Raw genomic sequence first — 19,348 nt, 5'->3', positions numbered from 1 at the left:
GGATGTCATGACGGCACACATTTCTGTATCTGACTGGAAGCTGGCCGGGTTCTCCGGGGCTTTCGTGGCGACCACCGCCTGGCTGGAGTGGCGGCACCTGGAGTCCATGCCGATGACCCACGATAGCATCTCGATGCCCGTCGAGTCGGCCATGGGGCTGGCGGTGGTGGCCGCCGTGGTGATCGCCCTGATCCTGAGCCTGTCGCGGTTCCTGACGCATTTCCGCCGCTACCGGGGCTGGACGGCGGCGACGCCGGGCGCCGCGCTGCGCGCCGGGCTGCGGCTGGGCGGGCGCAACGCGCTCGCGGCGCTGTGCGTGCTGGTGTCGGCGGGCGTCTTCTGGCAGCGCTGGGCGGGTTCCACGGAGCTGTCCCCCGAACTGGCCGCCCTGGTCGTCGCGGCGGTGGGCGGCCTGGCGGCCCTGGCCGCGGCGGCCTCCGCCCGGCGCGCGCACGAGCGGTTCATCCAGCGGGCGGTGCCCCACCGCCCCCCGATGCCGGCGTAAGCCGCGCTCAGGCGGGTTCCCGGATCGCCTGCGACCGTTCCAGCGCCTGGGCCAGGTCGGCCTTCAGGTCGTCCACGTGCTCCACGCCGACCGACATGCGGACGAAATTGGGCTCGATGCCGGCGGCCTGCATGTCGGCCTCGGTCATGGAGCTGGCCCACATGGACGCGGTGTGCACGGCCAGGGTCTCGACCCCGCCCAGGCTGACCGCCTGGGTGGCCAGCTTGAGCCCGGTCACGAAGCGCTGCGTGGCGGCGTAGCCGCCCTTGATCGAATACGCCACCACCGCGCCGAAGCCGCGCATCTGGCGCGCCGCCAGGGCGTGCTGCGGGTGGCTTTCCAGGCCGGGGTAGAAGACCCGCTCGACTTCCGGGCGGGCCTCCAGCCACCGCGCCAGCGCCAGGGCGTTGGCATTGATGCGTTCCATGCGCAGCGACAGTGTGCGCAGGCCGCGCAGCAGCAGCCAGGCGTCCATGGGCGAGAGCACCGCGCCCAGGGTGACGTGCATCTTCCAGATGGTCTCGGCCAGCGCGTCGCTGCAGCAGATGGCGCCCGCCATCAGGTCGTGGTGGCCGCCCAGGTACTTGGTGGCGCTGTGCACCACGATGTCGATGCCCAGGTCGTGCGGGCGCTGGTTCAGCGGCGAGGCGAAGGTGTTGTCGGCCACCGTCAGGATGCCGCGCGCCCGGGCGATATCGGCCACCGCCGCCAGGTCCGTGATGGACAGGCTGGGGTTCACCGGCGTTTCCACCATGATCAGCTTCGTGTCCGGACGCAGCGCGGCGCGCAGGCTGTCCAGGTCCGTCTGGTCGAAGAAGCTGACCTGCACGCCGTAGCGGGTGAGGACTTCCGCGAACAGCTTGGAGGTGCTCATGTAGTGGCGCTGCTGGGCCACGACGTGGTCGCCGGCCTTGAGCAGCGCCAGGATGGTGGTGCAGATGGCGCCCATGCCCGAGCCCGTCAGCAGCGCGCTTTCGGTGCCTTCCAGGCCGGCCAGGATGGCCTCGACGCGCTTGTTCACGGGATTGCCGTGGCGCGTGTAGAAGGCCGCCGGGCGCACGGTGGTGGCCATTTCCGAGAACTGCTCGGCGGTTTCGGCGCGGAAGGTGGCGCTGTAGTGGATCGGCGAGACCACGTCGGCCCCGTGGCCGCAGACGGCGTCGCCGTGCAGCAGCAGGGTCTGTTCGCGCCAGGGCGCGTCGGGGGCGGCTTCGGGGGCTTCGGGCTGGGAGGGATTCATGGAGCGGGCTCCTGCGCAGGAATGAGGACAGGCGCCCATGATACGCCCGGGGCGCGGGGTCCCGGGGCCCTTGGGGATTCAGAGGTACGGGCTGGCCAGCCAGATGATCCGGTTGCGCAGCTGCTTCAGGTAGGGCATGGCGTTCAGGGAGTCCAGGGTCACGCGCTCGGACTGCTCGATGGCCGCGTCGATGCGCCGTCCGATCTGGCTGGCCAGGCCGCGGTCGTAGACCTCCATGTCCAGCTCGAAATTCAGCCGCAGGCTGCGCGGATCCAGGTTCGACGAGCCGACGTAGGACCAGGCGTCGTCGACGGTGAACAGCTTGGAGTGGTCGAAATTCCTGCGGTAGCGCCAGACGCGGCAGCCGCCTTCCAGCACCTGGCTCAGCTGGGCGGTCATGGCGTAGTTCACCAGGCGCAGGTTGTTGCGCCCGGGGATCACGATGTCCACCTGGATGCCGCGCCGCGCCGCCGTGTTCAGCGCGCCGATCAGGATCTGGTCGGGCAGGAAATAGGGCGACTGGATGCGCACGTGATGCTGCGCTACGGCCAGGGCGCCCAGCAGCACGCGGTGCGTGGCCGCCATGAAGCGGTCCGGGCCGGTCCGGATGCAGCGCGCCGGCACCCGGGGCGGCGGCGGCAGGGGCGAGACGCGCACCCAGTCCTCGATGCGCAGGCGCTCGCTGGTGGCGAATTCCCAGTCGTTGGCGAAGACGGCGAACAGCTGGGTCGCCAGCGGACCCTCGATGCGGAAGTGCGTGTCGCTGTCCGCGCGCCGTCCCGCCAGGGACGCCATGAAGCTCTCGCGGATGTTCATGCCGCCCATGAAGCCCAGGTGGCCGTCGACGAACAGGATCTTGCGGTGGCTGCGCAGGTTGGCGTAGGCCGAGCGCAGGCCCAGCGGATTGGTCATGTAGCGGTCGGCGCGGATGCCGTTGCGCTGCAGCAGGCGCAGGATGGGCGGGTGGGAATAGCGCGCGCCCACGGCGTCGATCAGCACCCGGATCTCGACGCCGCGCTCGCGGGCGCGCCGCAGGGCGTCGGCGAAGCGCAGGCCGGCGCGGTCGTGGTCGAAGATGTAGCTTTGCAGCGCGATGCAGTGGTGGGCCTCGTCGATGGCCCGCAGCATGGCCGGATAGGCCTCGTCGCCGCTGTCGAGCAGGGTGATGTGGTTGCCGCCTTGCAGCGGGAACCGGCCGACCTGGTCGCACAGCACGCGCAGCGAGGCGAACTGCGGGCCGGACACCGCGGCGACGTCGCCGAAGGCGGGGTACGCGCTGTTGACGTAGTCCTTGATCAGGCGGCTGCGGTGGGTGGACATCTGGTCGTGGCGGATGCGGTTGATGCCCGCGACCAGGTACAGGAAGGCGCCCAGAAACGGCGACATCAGGATGACGCCGACCCAGGCGATGGCCGCGCGCACGTCGTTCTTCTGCATGGCCGCCTGGGCCGCGACGGCCAGGCTGAAGACCAGCGTCAGCAGGGCCGCCAGGTGCGGCCAGTATTCGCGCAGGAACTCGGTGAGGACGCTCATGGGCTCAGGGCCGGGGCGGCGTGTCCGGATCGGCGGGGGGCGGCGGCCCGCCGGGGCCGGGTGCCTGCGCCGCGCCGGGCCGGCGGCGCAGGGATTCGAGCCAGTCCGGGTTGGGCCGGCCGGCGGCGGCGAATTGCTGGTTGCGGGAATTCGAGCGCCAGATGCCGCCGCCGATGCCGGGCACGGGCTCGGTGCGGTACCAGTACCAGCGCCCGTCCGCGTCCTGCGCGGACCAGTCCCAGCCGTCGGGGGCCTGGGACCACTCGGGGGCCTGGGGCGCTGGGGTCGTGTCGGAAGGGGTGTCCATGCTGCGTTCCGGGGGGGGGGGCCCGGACGCGCTGCCGGGCCTGTCAGTCGGCTGTGATCAGATTCTGCCGAATCTTGTCATACCCCAGGTTGAAAAGAAAGCCGTAGGGCAGGTAGAACAGGACGAAGCCGATGTCCAGCACCAGGGCGTGCCAGACGGAGATGTCCAGCCACCAGGCGACGAAGGGAATGGCGATCACGATCAGGCCGCCCTCGAAGCCGATGGCATGCGCCACCCGCACGCCATAGGTGCGGTCGAAGCCGACGCGCGCCTGCAGGCGGTCGAACAGCCAGTTGTAGAGCATGTTCCAGAGCACCGCGATCGTGGCGACGACGGCGGTGAGCACGCCCATGTCGAAGATGCTGCGCCCGGTGATCCAGGCGGCCAGGGGGGCGGAAATGCCGATGGCGAGGATTTCAAACGTCAGTGCGTGAAAGACGCGTTCGCCCAGCGGGCGGTCGTGGATCTGCATGGAAAGCGGTTCGCTGCGGCGGTGCCGTCACCGCGTGGATGCGATCGGACGGGGCCGTCCCCGCCAGCCCGGGAACCCGGGACAAAGCCTCCCCAGGTCCGGAAGTCCGTTCCGGCTTTCGCGCGGTGAAAACCCGCGCATGGCGCGGCTTTTCACAGGGAAAGGGGGGTGGGGTGACCGATGGGGCTCGAACCCACGACAACCGGAATCACAATCCGGGACTCTACCAACTGAGCTACGGTCACCACTCAAAGAACGGGAATTCTAGCATGACTGGAATCCTTTTGCAGGCGGCGCTCCGGCCCTTGATCGCCACTGCGTTTTAGGTCATGTTATCGGCTACGGATTCGATTTCAGCGGTTCACCGGGGCCGTCCGGGATCGGGCTCCCCGGCGGGGCCGGATCCGGGATGGCCGGACCCCTCCCATAAGGAATGCTCATGGCACAGATCTTCGTCGTCCATCCCGAAAACCCGCAATCCAGGCTGCTCCAGCAAGCCGGCGAGCTCCTCGCCGAGGGAGGGCTGGTCGCCGTCCCCACCGATTCCAGCTACGCCGTCGTGGCGCGCCTGGACGACAAGGACGCCGCCGGGCGCCTGCGCCGGCTGCGCGGCCTGGACGAACGCCACCACCTGACGGTGCTGTGCCGCGACCTGGCGGAAATCAGCCACTTCGCCAAGGTCGACAATCCCCAGTACCGGTTGCTGAAGCTGGCCACGCCGGGCCCCTGGACCTTCATCCTCGAAGCCACGAAAGAAGTCCCCCGGCGCGTCTCGCACCCCTCGCGCAAGACCATCGGCATCCGCGTGCCCGACCACCGGGTGGCGCTCGCCCTGATCGAAGCCGCCGGCTCGCCGCTGCTTTCCACCACATTGATTCCCCAGGACGAGACCCTGCCGTTGAACGACGCGCAGGACATCGTCGGCCGCTATGCGCACGATCTGGCCGCCATCGTCGATGGCGGCTCCTGCCCCTTCGAGCCCACCACGGTCATCGACCTCACCGAAGACCCGCCCAAGGTCGTGCGGGCGGGCCGCGGCGACCCGGCCACCCTCGGCATCGCCTGAGCGGGGGCGCCGGCCGATGGCGCGGCGCGGACGATCCGGGCGAGCGGTTATGCTTACGGAATCTGCCGGCCGCCGGCCGGCGCTTCGTTCGCCCGAGTTCCCGTGGACAATCTGATCCAGACCATCGCGGTCTACGCTCTGCCGGTCCTGTTCGCCATCACCCTGCACGAGGCGGCGCACGGGTACGTGGCGCGCCATTTCGGCGATCCCACGGCCGAGCAGGCCGGCCGCATCAGCCTCAATCCCCTGCGGCACATCGACCCGATGGGCACCATCGTCGTGCCGCTGGTGCTGCTGTTCGCCACCAAGCTCATGGGCGGCGGGCTGCTGTTCGGCTGGGCCAAGCCCGTGCCGGTGAACTGGAGCCGCCTGCGCCGGCCCAAGCGCGACATGCTGTGGGTGGCGCTCGCCGGGCCGGCCTCCAACCTGCTGATGGCCATCGGCTGGGTGCTGTTCCTGCGCGCCATGCTGATGCTGGGCCTGATCGGCGGCCCGGGCGATTTCTGGGCGCTGATGGCCCAGGCCGGGGTCCAGGTCAACCTGATCCTGATGGCGCTGAACCTGCTGCCGCTGCCGCCGCTGGACGGCGGGCGGATCGTCTTCAGCCTGCTGCCCGCGCGGCTGGCCTGGCGCTACGGCCGCATCGAGCCCTATGGCCTGGTGATCCTGATCGTGCTGATGATGCTCGGCTGGCTCTGGCCCCTGATGCTGCCGCTGCTGAAGCTGGGGCAGTGGGTCGTCAGCGGATTTTTGTAGATCGGCGGTCCGAATCCGGTAAACTTGGCTTTTTGTTTCGCCCGGGCCTATCCCGGGCGTCTTGCGGAGGCATTCCTCATCATGGCCGGCTCGGATTCATCGACCCCAGTCTTTCAGGGCAGCATGGTCGCCCTGGTCACGCCCATGCATCCCGACGGGCAACTGGACCTGGAGGCCTTCCGGAAACTGATCGACTGGCACGTCGCGCAGGGCACCGACGCCCTGGTGGTCGTCGGCACCTCGGGCGAATCGCCCACCGTCACCGTCCAGGAGCAGGCCGAGCTCATCGAGCTCGCCGTGCGCCACGCCGACGGCCGCATCCCCGTGATCGCGGGCACCGGCGGCAATTCCACCGCCGAGGCCATCGAGCTGCAGCGCCACGCCTATGCCGCCGGCGCGGCCGCCGGCCTGACGGTCGTGCCCTACTACAACAAGCCCACCCAGGAAGGCCTCTACCAGCACTTCCGCGCCATCGCCGAGTCCGGCGACCTGCCCAGCATCCTGTACAACGTGCCGGGCCGCACGGTGGCGGACCTGTCCAACGAGACCATCCTGCGCCTGGCCCAGGTGCCCGGCATCATCGGCGTCAAGGACGCCACCGGCAACATCGCCCGCGGCGCCCAGCTGATCGCGGCCGCGCCGGAAGGCTTCCAGGTCTTCAGCGGCGACGACGCCACCGCCGCCGCGCTGATCCTGCTGGGCGGACGCGGCAACATCTCCGTCACCGCCAACGTCGCGCCGCGCCTGATGCACGAGTTGTGCGCCGCCGCGCTGCGCGGCGACGTGCCCGAAACCCGCCGCCTGAACAACCGGCTGGCGGCCCTGAACCAGGTGCTGTTCCTGGAAGCCAACCCCATCCCCGTCAAGTGGGCCGTCGCCGAAATGGGCCTGACCCAGCTCGGCTACCGCCTGCCCCTGACACCCTTGTCCGACTCGTTGCGCACCGCCGTGCGCCAAGCCCTGATTGAGGCAGGTTCCCTGTGATGATGAAACGCATGCCGCTCGCCCGGACCAGCCTGGTGCTGGCGGGTCTGCTGTCCCTGTCCGCCTGCTCGACCCTCGGCCAGCTGACCGGCCAGACCGAGTCCGTCGAATACAAGAGCACCGTCACGGGCGAACCCCTGTCGATTCCGCCCGACCTGACCCAGGCCAACAAGAACACGCACTACGTGGCCCCCGAAGGCGTCGCCCGCCTGAGCGACTACCGCGCCAGCCAGGGCGTGCAGAGCGTCAACCCGGCCGACCGCGTGCTGCCCCGGGCGCCCGGCATCGAAGTCATGCGCGACGGCACGTTGCGCTGGCTGGTCGTCAACGAGACCGCCGAAAACCTGTACCCGAAGATCATCGAATTCTGGGGCGAGCAGGGCTTCACCATCCATTCGCAGAACGCGCAGGCCGGCCTGATCGAGACCGACTGGGCGGAAAACCGCGCCAAGATCCCCGAGGGCTGGCTGCGCAGCGCCCTGGGCAGCGTGCTCGACCAGGTCTTCGACAGCGGCGAGCGCGACCGCTTCACGACCCGCCTGGAGCGCGTCAACGGCAAGACCGAGGTCTACATCAGCCACCAGCACATGGAAGAAACCCCCACGGGCGACGGCACCGCGTTCAAGTGGGTCTTCGGCAAGGAAGATCCGGGCCTGAACGCCGCCATGCTGGCCCGCCTGATGGTCTACCTGGGCACCGACCAGCAGCAGGCCGCGCAGAAGGTCAAGGCCGCCGAGACCGGCGCCGGCACGGTCGCCGCCGCCCAGCTCGCTCAGGACCAGACCTCGCTGACCGTGGCCGAACCCTTCGACCGGGCGTGGCGCCGCGTGGGCGTGGCCATCGATGCGGCGCGCTTCACGGTCGAGGACCGCAATCGAGAGCAGGGCGATTATTACATCCGCTACCTGGACACCGACACGGGCGAGCAGATCGAGCAGCAGACCTTCTTCGGCCGCGTCTTCGGCACGCGCAACACCGCCGAGCCGCAGAAACTGCGCATCCACCTGGCCCAGCAGGGCGGCGGCACCGAGGTCAGCGTGCGCGACGCCGCCGGCCAGCCCAAGACCGACGCCACGGCGCGCCGCATCCTCTCGGTGCTGGCGAAAAACCTGAAGGAAACCGAGTAGGCCGGACCCTCGCGGGCTCCGCCCGCCCGTCCGCCACGCGACGCGAGCCTCGCCGGAACACCGACCGGCGAGGCTTTTTTACTTGTTGCCATCCGTCTCTCAAGCTAATATGTTAGTAAAACACAGGAGACGAAGATGAGCATGCGGATACGCTGGATGAGCGGGCGCGTCGCCCAGGACATCCAGAGCCTGGACCGGCAGGCGCTGGACATCACCGTCAACAACGCCAGCATGATGTCCTCCTTCACCAACGTGGTCACCCTGTCGCGCGAGCAGACGGGCATCCTGGCCGGCCTGAGGGCAAGCATGGACGCGCTGGCGCGCAGCGTCGAGACCGTCGTGCAGTCGGCGGAGGTCACGCGCGACGGCGTGGACAGCATGCACGCGCTGGCGCGCCGGGGCGACGAACTGCTGGGCCAGACCACGGCGCGGCTCGCCGCGCTGGCGCGTTCGGCCGACAGCCTCAGCGACCGCTTCCGCGAGGTCGTGCGCCGGACCCAGGAGATCGAGGGCATCCTCGGGCTGATCCAGCACGTCGCCATGCAGACCAACCTGCTGTCGCTGAACGCGGCCGTCGAGGCGGCCCGGGCGGGCGAGCAGGGGCGCGGCTTCGGCGTCGTGGCCGACGAGGTCCGCAAGCTGGCGGCCCGCACCGACGAGGCCACCGTGCAGATCCGCGAGATGATCTCGGCGATTTCGGCCAGCACGGCCGAGGCCGGCGGATTCCTCGACACCGTGCTGACCGACATCCAGGCGGGGGTGGATCACGCCCAGGAGGCCGGCCAGGCCCTGACCGACATCAGCCAGCATTCCAGCCGCACGCTGGAAGCCTCCGGCCAGATGACCGAAGCGGCGCGCACGCAAAGCGGGCTGAGCCACCGCATCGGCCAGGACATCGAGTCCCTCTCGGCCTCGGCGCGCCAGTCCGTCGAATGGGTGGGCAAGAGCAACGTCGACCTGCGCCTGGTCCAGGGGCAGATCGGCCAGCTCAAGCGCGGCACCGCGCAACTGCTGCCCGGGCGCAGGGAGCTCGACGTGCTGACGACCTGCGCCGAGGAAATGCGGGCCTGCAACATCCTTATCAAGAACGCCGACAGCCACGAGGAAATCAAGCCCGTGATCGAGCGCATCGGCGAGATCGACCAGCTCATGGACGAGACCTGGGCGCGCTACCTGCGCCGTTCGGGAGACCCGGCGGCGCGGGAGCGGTTCGCCGAGGCCCTGCGGAACTACCGCGTGGTGCGCGGCGAGATCCTCGACCTGGCGCGGCGCGGCCGCTTCGAGGCGGTGCGGGAAAAGATCACCGCGCAGGGGCGCCCCGCCTACGGCGCGATCAAGCAGGCCCTGACGGGCCTGGAAGAGGCCGAGCGCGGCGGCCGGAAAACCCGGGGTCGGCGGCCCGCGGCCGGGGTGCACGCCTTGAAGTAGCCGGAGGTCGCCATGCAATGCCTCAGCCTCGATACCCGGAAGACGCCGCCGCGCCTGCGCCGTTCCCGAATAGGCATTCGTAGCTACAAAAATAGCTTGCCCGTCATATTTTTCGTAACTACAACAACAATAATATGGAAATCGCCTTCGATCCGGCCAAGGACAAGAGCAACCAGCGCAAGCATGGCATCTCGCTGTCGCTGGCCCAGGGAATCGACTGGCCGGAGGTGATGGCCAAGCCCGACACGCGCCAGGATGACGGCGAGGTTCGGGAAATCGGCTATGCGGTCATCGACGACCGCTTGTACTGCGTGGTGTTCACGCAGCGCGAAGACAAGATGCACGTCATCAGTCTGCGCAAGGCCGATTCACGAGAGGTACGGAACTATGTCGAGCAAACGTAAGCTGATCCTGCCGACGTCCGTGGAGGACGCGGCGATCGACCGCGGCATTGCCGCGGATCCGGATACCTACGAACCGGGAACCGATCCGCTACGACAAGGCGGTGATCGATGCCTTCAAGGCGGGCGGCCCAGGCTGGCAGACCAGGATGAATGAGGCTCTCAAGAAGGCCGTGACTGGCGAAGGACGGGCGTAGGCGGCGGTCGGTGGAAAAAAGCCCGAACTTTCCGGATTTGACGGATCGCTTTACGAAGATCCAGCCCGCGTCGTACGGCTGACACGGCCCTCTACGGGCCGTGCCACAAGAAGAATGCTCAGGCGGCGGCCTGCTGCCGCGCGGCGGAATCGCCGGCCGAGGCCGTCTCCGCCTGCACGGTTTCGCCGAACCACGCCAGGTCCGGGCCCAGCGCGGCGACTGCGCCGACGATGACCAGGGCGGGGGACCGGATGGCGTGGCGCTGCGCGGCGTGCGCGAGCGAACCCAGGGTGGCGTGCAGGGTGCGCTGTTCCGGGCGCGAGCCGTTTTCCACCAGGGCGCAGGGCAGGCCGGGGGCGTGGCCTTCGGCCAGCAGCCGGGCGCTGAGCTCGGGCAGGCGTTCCACGCCCATGTAGTACACCCGGGTCCGGCCGTCGCCGCCGTCCCCGGAAGCGGCGGGCCGGTCCCGCCCGGATGCGCCCGCCTGCCGGTGCGCCGTGGCCAGGGTCAGGGACTGGGCGTGGCCGCGGTGCGTCAGCGGGATGCCGGCGTAGGCGCCGCAGGCCAGGGCGGCGGTGATGCCGGGCACGACTTCGTAGGCGATGCCGTGGCGCTTCAGGTGCTGCAGCTCTTCGCCGCCGCGCCCGAAGACCATCGGGTCGCCGCCCTTCAGGCGCACCACGCAGCGCCCCTGGCGGGCGTGCGACACCATCAGGGCGTGGATGCGCGCCTGGGTGGATTCGTGCGGGCCGCCGGGCGCCTTGCCCACGTCGATCACCTGCGCGTCGCGCCGCGCCAGCGCCAGGACGGCGGGACTCACCAGCCGGTCGGCCAGGATCACGTCGGCCTCGTTCAGGGCGCGCAGGCCGCGCAGGGTCAGCAGGCCCGGGTCGCCGGGGCCGGCGCCGACCAGCAGCACCTTGCCCGCCGGGGGCGGATTGCGCGCGGCCAGGGCCTGGTCCAGCAGGGCTTCCGCTTCGCCGGCGCGGCCGCGCCGCAGAGCGCCCAGGACGGGACCGTCCAGCAGCCAGTCGTAGAAATCCCGGCGCGGCCGCAACTGCGGCCGGGCCTGGCGGATGGCCGGCCGCTTGCGCTGGGCCAGCGCGGCCAGCGCGCCCAGGGCCGGGTCGAACAGCGATTCGATGCGTTCGCGCAGGCGCCGGGCGATCACCGGCGCCGCGCCCCCCGAGGAAATGGCGATGGTGATGGGGGACCGGTCCACGATGGCCGGCACCTGGACGCTGGACAGCTCCGGATCGTCCACGACGTTGCAGAACAGCCGCCGCGCCGCGGCGGCGTCGGCCACCCGCCGGTTCTGCGCGCGGTCGCTGGTGGCCGCGACGGCCAGCCAGGCCTCGTCGAGCAGGGCGGGATCGAATTCCCCCAGGCGCAGCTCGATCTCGCCCGCGCGGGCGCGCGCCAGCACCTGGGGATGGGCCGCGCGGGCGCTGACGATCACCCGGGCGCCGGCCGCGCGCAGCAGGGCGATCTTGCGCTCGGCCACCAGGCCCGCGCCGACGACGACGGCGGTGCGCTCCTTCAGGTCGGCGAACAGCGGGAAGTGGTTCATGCGGCACTCGCCTTGCGGTCGGGAACCGCGGCATGCGGGCCGCGCGGATCCGCCTGGATGACGCCGACGCGCACCAGGAAGTCGCCGAAGCCTTCGTCCGCGACGCGCTCGCGGGCGTACTGGCCGAACAGGGCGTCCAGGCTGGACAGGATCTCCGCCTCGGCGACGTTTTCGCGGTACAGGACGTTCAGGCGCTCGCCGATGAAATCGGCGCCCAGGCGCAGGTCGTAGCGCCCCAGGGCGCGGCCCACCAGGGCGATTTCGCCCAGGTAGGGGCGCGAACAGCCGTTCGGGCAGCCCGACAGGCGCAGCAGGATGGGCGCGTCGCGCAGGCCGTGCGCATCCAGCAGGGCCTCCAGCTTGGGCAGCAGGACGGGGGCGTAGCGCTCGCTCTCGGCCATGGCCAGGCCGCAGGTGGGCAGGGCGACGCAGGCGATGTGGTGGCGGCGGATGCCGCTCTGTTCCTTGTAGCCGTCCAGCCCGTATTCTTCGACCAGGGCGTCGATGGCGGCGCGGTCGGCCTCGTCCACGTTGGCGATCACGAGGTTCTGGTTGCAGGTCAGGCGGAATTCGCCCTGGAGCACCCGGGCGATCTCGCGCATGCCGGTCTGCAGGCGCAGGCCGTCCTGGTCCCACAGGCGGCCGGAGGCGATGTACAGCCCCAGGTGCCAGCGGCCGTCCTCGCCGCGCGACCAGCCGTAACGGTCGCCGTTGTGTGCGAAGCGATAGGGGCGCAGGGGCTCCAGGGGGACGCCCGCGCGCAGGCCGACCTGTTCGCGGAACCAGTCCACGCCCAGGCGGTCGATGGTGTATTTCAGGCGCGCGTGCTGGCGCTCCTTGCGGTCGCCGTGGTCGCGCTGCAGGGTGACCACGGCCTCGGCCACGGCGACCACGTGTTCCGGCCGGGTGAAGCCGATCAGCGTGCCCAGGCGCGGGTAGGTGGTCGGGTCGCCCGCCGTGGCGCCCATGCCGCCGCCCACGGCGACGTTGAAGCCCTGCAGTTCGCCGTTCTCGATGATGGCGACCAGCCCCAGGTCGTTGGCGAAGACGTCGCAGTCGTTGGTCGGCGGGATGGCGATGCCGATCTTGAACTTGCGCGGCAGGTAGGCCGAATCGTTGCCGTAGATGGGCTCCTCGTCGACCGCTTCGCCGACCTGCTCGCCGCCCAGCCAGATCTCGGCGTAGGCGCTGGTGCGCGGCAGGAAGTGGTCGGACAGGCGCTGCACCCAGGCTTGCGTCAGCGCGTGCTGGCTGGACAGGTGCGGGTTGACCGAGCTGATCACCTGACGGTTGACGTCGCCGCAGGCGGCGATGGTGGTGGCGCGGGCGTCGTGGATGCCCTGCATGAAGGCGCGCAGGTTGCGCTTCAGGATGCCATGCCACTGGAAGGTCTGGCGCGTGGTGATGCGCAGGCCGCGCGTGGCGTATTTCTGCGCCAGTTCGTCCAGCGCCAGCCACTGGTCGGGGCTGATCACGCCGCCCGGCAGACGCGCGCGCACCATGAAGGCGTAGGCCGGCTCCAGCTTCTGCTTGCGCCGCTCGTCGCGGATGTCGCGGTCGTCCTGCATGTAGCTGCCGTGGAACTTCAGCAGCTTGGTGTCGGCTTCGGGGATGGCGCCGGTGACCGGGTTTTCCAGTTCCTTGGCGATGGTGCCGCGCAGGAACCGGCTGCGGGTCTTGATGTCTTCCAGGGGGGACAGGGGGGAAATGCTCATGTCGTGGTGTCGGAGTCGAATAGGAAACTGGCCGGGGCGCGAACCCCGGCCAGGGAATGGGACGGGAGCGGGACGTTCAGTACACGTCGCGCGCGTAGCGGCCTTGCGCGGCGAGGTCGTCCAGCCACTGGCGGGCGCCTTCCTCGTCCAGGCCGCCGTGGTCGCGGGCGATCTCCAGCAGGGCGGCGTGCACGTCGCGGGCCATGCGGTCGGCGTCGCCGCAGACGTAGACGTGGGCGCCCGCCTGGATCCAGTCGTACACGTCGGCGCCCTGGGCCAGCAGCTTGTGCTGGACGTAGATCTTTTCCTCCTGGTCGCGCGAGAACGCCAGGTCGATGCGATCCAGGTGGCCGTCCTTCAGCGCCTGCTGCCATTCGACCTGGTAGAGGAAATCGCTGGTGAAGTGCGGGTTGCCGAAGAACAGCCAGTTGCGGCCCGGGGCGTCCGCCTCGGCGCGGGCCTGGACGAAGGCGCGAAACGGCGCCACCCCGGTCCCGGCGCCGATCATGATGATGTCGCGCGAGGCGTCGGCCGGCAGGCGGAAGCGCGTGTTTTCCTCGATGAAGACCGGGATCGTGTCGCCCTCGGCCCGTTCGGCCAGGAAGTGCGAGGCCACGCCCCAGCGGGATTCGCCTTCCAGCTCGAAGGCGACGTGCCCGAGCGTCAGGTGGACCTCGTCCTCGGCCACCGCCGCGCAGGAGGCGATGGAATACAGGCGCGGGGTCAGCGGGCGCAGGGCCGCCACCAGGGCCTGCCCGGTCCAGCGCGCCGGCCACTGGCGCAGCGCGTCGATCAACTGGTGCGTGCCCAGGTAGGCGGCCAGGCGCTCGCGGGCGTCCGGCGCCAGCAGCGCCGCCAGCTCGCCGCTCTGCGCGCGTTCCGCCAGGGCGGCCAGGAAGGGACGGGTCAGCACCGTCAGTTCGCGGTAGCGGCCCAGCCATTCGCCCAGCGGGCGCTGGACGCCCTGGTGCTCGACGGGGTCGATCGCGTTCAGGCCGGTGGCTTCCAGCACGCGGGCGACCAGGGTGTCGTCCTGCACGGGCCAGACGCCCAGGGCGTCGCCGGGCTCGTACTGCAGCTTGCTGCCGTCCAGGGACAGCTCCAGGTGGCGGATGTCCTTGTCGCTGTCGCGCCCGGTGATGGGCTGGTTCAGCAGGACTTCCGCCTGGAACGGATGGTCGCGGGTGAACTTCTCGGCCTGGGGGCGCAGCGGCGTCACGGTGGCCTGGGAGGCGGCCGGCGCGGCGGATTTCAGGACCTCGCGCGCCTGTTCCAGGGCGCGGGCCTGCCAGGGCGCGGCGACCGTCTCGATGTCCAGGTCGGCCGCGCCCGCGTCCTGCAGGCGCTGCGCGCCCAGTTCGGCCAGGCGCGCGTCGATCTTCTGCGAGATGCCGCAGAACGAGGGATAGCTGGAATCGCCCAGGCCCAGCACGGCGTATTTCAGCCGCGGCAGCTTCGGCGCGCGCTTGCCCAGCAGGAATTCGACCCAGGCGATGGAATCGTCCGGCGGATCGCCGTCGCCCTGGGTGCTCATGACCACGTAGAGCAGCTGCTCGTCCTTCAGTTCCTTGGTCTTGTACTGGTCGGCCCGCACCAGGCGCGCCTCCAGCCCCTGGGCGCGCACCTGCTCGTGCAGCGCGGTGGCGATGCGCCTGGCATTGCCCGTCTGGCTGCCGTAGAGGATGGTCAGGCGCTGCGCCGCGTCGGGCGCGGCGGCGGCCACCGCCAGCGGGGGCGCGGTTTCCCGCGCGGGCTGGCGCGCCTGGGCGACGCCCGCGAAATAGCCCGAGAGCCAGTGCAGGCTGGAAGATTCCAGGGTGTCGGCCAGTTCGGCGATCAGGGAATGATGGGCTTCGGGCAGGTAGTTCGGCGCGAGCATGGCACGGTCTTGTGAAAATGAAGGAAGCGTCCATTCTGGGACGCTTCCTTCATATCGTGAACGAACCGATGCTTATGTTTTTATGCGGGCATAAGCAAATTGCCTGACGAATAGGAGCGCCTTGCAAGGCGCGGCGTGGACCGGGTTCACGCTTCCCAGTGGAGCCAGCCTTCCGCCAGCCATTCGTCGAGCAGGGCCAGGGTCCCGGGGGCCAGGCGGCGCACCGCGTCGGCCTCCAGCGCGCGCTGGTCGGCGAGCGCCTCCAGGCCGGGTGCGGCCGCCAGGGGCGCGACCTCGCCGTTGATGAAGAGCTGCCGGTCGCAGTACATCAGCCGCGTGCAGCGGTCCAGGACCAGCCGGCCCGCCGCGGGCACCCCGGCGCTCAGCGAAAGGGGTTCGTCGGCCGGATCGAACAGGGCGCTGTCGGGCAGCGAGGTGAGCCATTGGCCCAGGAACCGGGCCGCCACCGCGTGGTCCAGGCGGATCCTGGACAGGGTGTCCAGCGTGGCCTGCACCAGCGAGTCGGGCAGGGCCGCCGGAGTGCGCGTGGCGGGCGCGCCGGCGTCGGTGTAGAGCGCGGCCAGGTCCGGGCCGGGCAGGCAGGGGTGCCCGTACAGCCCCGGGTCGCCCAGGTGCTGGGCCGAAATCTGGTCGGCGGCCGCTTCCAGCAGGCCGCGGGCCAGGGTGGCCTGGCTGGGGACGCGGAAGCCGATGGACAGCGTCATGCAGTCGTTGCCGATGGCCACGCCGTCGTGGCAGACGTGCGGGGGCAGGTACAGCATGTCGCCCGGTTCCAGGACGTCGTCCGCGTCCGGCTGGAAATCGGCCAGGATCTTCAGCGGCAGCCCCGGCACCAGCGCGCGGTCGGCCTGCCGGCTGGTGCGCCAGCGGCGCCGGCCGTGGCCCTGCAGCAGGAACACGTCGTAGCTGTCGTAATGGGGCCCGACCCCGCCGCCGTCGGTGGCGATGCTGATCATCAGGTCGTCCAGCCGGGCGTCGGAAATGAAGCGGAATTGCCGCATCAGCGCGGCCGAGGCGTCGTCGTGCAGGTCCACGCTCTGCACCAGCAGCGTCCAGTTCGGCTGCGTGGCGGGGGGCAGCCGGCGAAACGGCCCATGCTTCAGCGACCAGCCGCGCTCGCCGTGGGTGATCAGGCGGGACTCGACCTCTTCTCGGCGGGCCAGCGTCTGCACGTCGCGGATCGTGACCGGGGGCCGGAAGCCGGGGATGGCCTGGCGCACCAGCAGGGGCTTCTTCTGCCAGTAGTCGCGCATGAATTCCTGCGGCGTCAGGCCGCCCAGCAGCGGCGTGGGCCGGTCGATGTCGGGGATCGCGGGAGCGGGGGTCGGGGTGTGCATGGCGGGGTGTCCTGGGGTGTCCTCGGGGGGCGGGCGGGCCGGCGGACCGGGCACCGCGCATGCGCGGCGGACTGGATTCCGGTCCGGGCCGCGCGCGTATCCATCAGAGAAAGTCGCGGCGCAGCTGGTAGATCAGCTCCAGCGCCTCGCGCGGGCTGAGGCTGTCGGGCTCCAGCGCCTGCAAGGCGGCGCGCAGCGGTGCGTCCGGGTCGCCGCCGGACTCGTCCTCGGCCTGCTGCACGAACAGCGCCAGCTGGGAACCCGCCCGGTTGCGGGCCTCCAGTTCGGCCAGTTCCTTGCGCGCGTGGCGGATCACCACCGGCGGGATGCCCGCGCGCTGGGCCACGTGCAGGCCGTAGCTCTGGCTGGCCGGCCCCGGGCGCACCTCGTGCAGGAAGACCACGCCGTCGGGCGCGTCGGCCGCCGCCAGGTGGACGTTGACCACCCCGTGGGCCGTCTCCGGCAGCCGGGTCATCTCGAAATAGTGCGTGGCGAACAGCGTCAGGGCGCGGTTGTGCGTCAGCAGCCGGTGGGCGATCGCCCAGGCCAGCGCCAGGCCGTCGTAGGTGGACGTGCCCCGGCCGATCTCGTCCATCAGCACCAGGCTGCGCGGCGTGGCCGCCCCCAGGATCACGCCCGCCTCCATCATCTCCATCATGAAGGTCGAGCGCCCGCCCGCCAGGTCGTCGGCCGCGCCGATGCGCGTGAAGATGCGGTCCACCGGACCGATGCGCGCCCGCGCGGCGGGCACGTAGCTGCCGGCGCGCGCCAGCAGCGCGATCAGCGCCACCTGGCGCATGTAGGTGGACTTGCCGCCCATGTTCGGCCCCGTGATGAGCAGCATGCGGCGCTCTTCGTCCATGCGGCAGTCGTTCGGGGTGAAGGACTCGATGCTGTGTTCCACCACCGGATGGCGGCCCGCCTGGATGTCCAGGCAGACGTCGTCGGACAGCTCCGGCGCCACCCAGCCGTGGGCGCGCGCGTGGTGGGCCAGCCCGGCCAGCGCGTCGATCCGCGCCAGGGCGGCGGCACTGCGCGCCAGGGCCGAGGCGTGCTCCGCCGCCTGCGCCAGGATCCGCTCGTACAGCAGTTTCTCGCGCGCCAGGCCGCGGTCCCGGGCCGACAGCACCTTGTCCTCCCAGGCCTTCAGTTCCGGCGTGATGTAGCGCTCGGCGTTCTTCAGCGTCTGGCGGCGGCGGTAGTCGTCGGGCACCTTGTCGGCCTGGCCGCGCGTGACCTCGATGAAGAAGCCGTGAACGCGGTTGTATTCCACCCGCAGGTTGGCGATGCCGGTGCGCTCCCGCTCGCGGGCCTCGACTTCCAGCAGGAAGGCGCCGTTGTCGCCCGCCAGCTGGCGCAGTTCATCCAGTTCGGCATCGTAGCCCGGGGCGATCACCCCGCCGTCGCGCACCATCGGGGCGGGTTCGGCGGCGATGCCCCGCGCCAGCAGCGCGTGCAGCGCCGGGTCCACGGGCACGTCGCGCAGGCAGTCGGCCAGCAGCCCCCGGGCGCCGAAGGCGGATGCGGTGGCCTGCGCCAGCGCGTCCAGCCCCGCCAGCGCCTCGCGCAGGCTGGCGAGTTCGCGCGGGCGGATCGTGCCCAGCGCCAGGCGGGTCGCCATGCGCTCCAGGTCGGGCAGCGGCCGCAGCGCGTCGCGCAGGGCGCGCAGCGCGCCATCGGCGTCCGGCGCCCGCAGGAACTGCGTGATCACGTCCTGTCGGGCGCGCGCCTGCGGGTTGTCGCGCAGCGGCGCCTGCAGCCAGCGGCGCAGCTGACGGCTGCCCATGGGCGTGCGGGCGTGGTCCAGTGTGCTGAACAGCGTCGGACCGTCGCCGCCGTTCAGCGTGTCCGTGATTTCCAGGTTGCGCCGCGTGGCCGGGTCCAGCACCACGTAGTCGCCGCCCGCGTCCGCCGCCAGGCTGTGCACATGGTTGAGCGCCTGGGCCTGCGTCGCCCCGACGTACCGCAGCAGCGCGCCCGCCGCCCGCGTCGCCAGCGGCAGGTGGTCCAGTCCGAAGGCGCCCACGTCGTTCACGCCGAAATGGCGCAGCAGCGTGTCGCGCGCGCCGTCGGCCTCGAAGTGCCAGTCCGGCACCCGGCTGATCGCCGCGTCCAGGCCGCAGGCCTCCAGCGTCCCGGTGTCCGCCTGCTCCGCGCAGACCAGCTCGGCGGGCGCGATGCGGCCCAGCTCCGCGTCCAGCAGCTCCGGCGTCGATTCGCAGGCCTTGAAGTCGCCGTTGGCCAGGTTCATCCAGGCCAGCCCCACGGTCTCGCGCCCGTGGCCGCGCCCCGTGATCAGGGCCGCGATCCGGCGGTCGTCGTCGGCCGGCAGCAGCGCGTCGTCGGTCAGCGTGCCGGGCGTCACCACCCGCACGATCCGGCGTTCGACCGGCCCCTTGCTGGCGCCCGGGTCGCCGATCTGCTCGCAGATGGCGATGGATTCACCCATCGCCACTAGCCGCGCCAGGTAGCTTTCCATGGCATGGTGCGGCACGCCCGCCATCGGGATCGGCGCGCCGTTGGACGTGCCGCGCTTGGTCAGCGTCAGGTTCAGCAGCCGCGCCCCGCGTTCCGCGTCGTCGTAGAACATCTCGTAGAAGTCGCCCATGCGGTAGAACAGCAGATGCGACCCGGCCTGGGCCTTCAGCTGGAGGTACTGCTGCATCATGGGGGTGTGGCCGGAGAGATCGGGGGTGGACATGGACGGAATGCTGACAGGGGGTGGAACGGGGAGGTACGTATTATCGTTCAATGGGGCGGGGGTGTCAGGGGGAGGGGTGTGTCAGTGAGCGATGGTTCTGGCACGGGGA

At 70.7% G+C, this 19,348-nt stretch carries 16 protein-coding genes, 1 tRNA gene and 1 pseudogene; 8 read left to right on the top strand and 10 right to left on the bottom strand.

Features of this window, described 5'->3' with window-relative positions; all coding sequences use genetic code 11:
- Positions 1-7 precede the first annotated feature (7 nt).
- Entirely contained in the window at positions 8-505 is a 498-nt protein-coding gene (locus tag HNR28_RS14600) for a hypothetical protein (RefSeq protein WP_170288405.1), read from the top strand.
- Between the two features lie 7 nt (positions 506-512).
- On the opposite strand, the gene HNR28_RS14595 is transcribed toward HNR28_RS14600, so the two are convergent.
- The 5 genes from HNR28_RS14595 to HNR28_RS14575 all read right to left on the bottom strand — a co-directional run bounded on the left by HNR28_RS14595 (position 513) and on the right by HNR28_RS14575 (position 4,302).
- Positions 513-1,745, bottom strand: coding sequence for a trans-sulfuration enzyme family protein (locus HNR28_RS14595; RefSeq protein WP_151023770.1), 1,233 nt, complete (start codon positions 1,743-1,745; stop codon positions 513-515).
- A gap of 78 nt (positions 1,746-1,823) precedes the next feature.
- On the bottom strand, positions 1,824-3,278 hold the full coding sequence (locus tag HNR28_RS14590; RefSeq protein ID WP_043680598.1) for a phospholipase D-like domain-containing protein: 1,455 nt from the start codon (positions 3,276-3,278) through the stop codon (positions 1,824-1,826).
- A gap of 4 nt (positions 3,279-3,282) precedes the next feature.
- Positions 3,283-3,585, bottom strand: a complete 303-nt coding sequence (locus tag HNR28_RS14585) for a hypothetical protein (protein WP_244978318.1) — start codon at positions 3,583-3,585, stop codon at positions 3,283-3,285.
- A gap of 43 nt (positions 3,586-3,628) precedes the next feature.
- On the bottom strand, positions 3,629-4,057 hold the full coding sequence (locus HNR28_RS14580; protein ID WP_043680601.1) for a multidrug/biocide efflux PACE transporter: 429 nt from the start codon (positions 4,055-4,057) through the stop codon (positions 3,629-3,631).
- Between the two features lie 169 nt (positions 4,058-4,226).
- Positions 4,227-4,302: transfer RNA gene (locus tag HNR28_RS14575), tRNA-His, on the bottom strand.
- A gap of 194 nt (positions 4,303-4,496) precedes the next feature.
- Here HNR28_RS14575 and HNR28_RS14570 point away from each other — a divergent pair.
- The 7 genes and pseudogenes from HNR28_RS14570 (at position 4,497) to HNR28_RS14540 (ending at position 10,016) form a co-directional block, all read left to right on the top strand.
- Entirely contained in the window at positions 4,497-5,123 is a 627-nt protein-coding gene (locus HNR28_RS14570; protein WP_043680603.1) for an L-threonylcarbamoyladenylate synthase, read from the top strand.
- Positions 5,124-5,225: 102 nt separating this feature from the next.
- Entirely contained in the window at positions 5,226-5,879 is a 654-nt protein-coding gene (locus HNR28_RS14565) for a site-2 protease family protein (protein ID WP_043680606.1), read from the top strand.
- An 81-nt stretch (positions 5,880-5,960) separates the two neighbouring features.
- Positions 5,961-6,863, top strand: coding sequence for a 4-hydroxy-tetrahydrodipicolinate synthase (gene dapA / locus HNR28_RS14560; protein WP_043680608.1), 903 nt, complete (start codon positions 5,961-5,963; stop codon positions 6,861-6,863).
- 11 nt (positions 6,864-6,874) lie between these two features.
- Positions 6,875-7,990, top strand: coding sequence for an outer membrane protein assembly factor BamC (gene bamC, locus HNR28_RS14555; protein ID WP_052356038.1), 1,116 nt, complete (start codon positions 6,875-6,877; stop codon positions 7,988-7,990).
- Positions 7,991-8,125: 135 nt separating this feature from the next.
- Positions 8,126-9,418: a methyl-accepting chemotaxis protein gene (locus HNR28_RS14550; RefSeq protein ID WP_151023771.1), complete on the top strand. Its 1,293-nt coding sequence runs from the start codon at positions 8,126-8,128 to the stop codon at positions 9,416-9,418.
- Between the two features lie 134 nt (positions 9,419-9,552).
- Positions 9,553-9,822, top strand: coding sequence for a BrnT family toxin (locus tag HNR28_RS14545; RefSeq protein WP_043680612.1), 270 nt, complete (start codon positions 9,553-9,555; stop codon positions 9,820-9,822).
- Positions 9,806-10,016 (top strand): annotated as a pseudogene (locus HNR28_RS14540) (BrnA antitoxin family protein). The gene HNR28_RS14545 and the pseudogene HNR28_RS14540 overlap by 17 nt, the downstream one beginning before the upstream one ends.
- 118 nt (positions 10,017-10,134) lie before the next feature.
- On the opposite strand, the gene cysG reads toward HNR28_RS14540, so the two are convergent.
- The 5 genes from cysG to mutS form a co-directional block, all read right to left on the bottom strand.
- Positions 10,135-11,586: a siroheme synthase CysG gene (gene cysG, locus HNR28_RS14535; protein ID WP_052355604.1), complete on the bottom strand. Its 1,452-nt coding sequence runs from the start codon at positions 11,584-11,586 to the stop codon at positions 10,135-10,137.
- Complete coding sequence (gene cysI / locus HNR28_RS14530; protein ID WP_052355605.1) at positions 11,583-13,301, bottom strand: assimilatory sulfite reductase (NADPH) hemoprotein subunit; 1,719 nt, start codon at positions 13,299-13,301, stop codon at positions 11,583-11,585. The genes cysG and cysI overlap by 4 nt, the downstream gene beginning before the upstream one ends.
- Before the next feature lie 76 nt (positions 13,302-13,377).
- Positions 13,378-15,180, bottom strand: a complete 1,803-nt coding sequence (locus tag HNR28_RS14525) for an assimilatory sulfite reductase (NADPH) flavoprotein subunit (RefSeq protein WP_043680615.1) — start codon at positions 15,178-15,180, stop codon at positions 13,378-13,380.
- Positions 15,181-15,326: 146 nt separating this feature from the next.
- Positions 15,327-16,538 carry a cupin domain-containing protein gene (locus HNR28_RS14520; protein WP_151023772.1) on the bottom strand — a complete coding sequence of 404 codons (1,212 nt, stop codon included), beginning with the start codon at positions 16,536-16,538 and terminating at the stop codon, positions 15,327-15,329.
- A 103-nt stretch (positions 16,539-16,641) separates the two neighbouring features.
- Positions 16,642-19,239, bottom strand: coding sequence for a DNA mismatch repair protein MutS (mutS, locus tag HNR28_RS14515; RefSeq protein WP_151023773.1), 2,598 nt, complete (start codon positions 19,237-19,239; stop codon positions 16,642-16,644).
- Positions 19,240-19,348: the final 109 nt, after the last annotated feature.

Origin of the sequence: Castellaniella defragrans (assembly GCF_014203015.1) — a bacterium.
GTDB classification, from domain to species: domain Bacteria; phylum Pseudomonadota; class Gammaproteobacteria; order Burkholderiales; family Burkholderiaceae_B; genus Castellaniella; species Castellaniella defragrans.
This window is presented reverse-complemented; position numbering and strand designations above follow the sequence as displayed.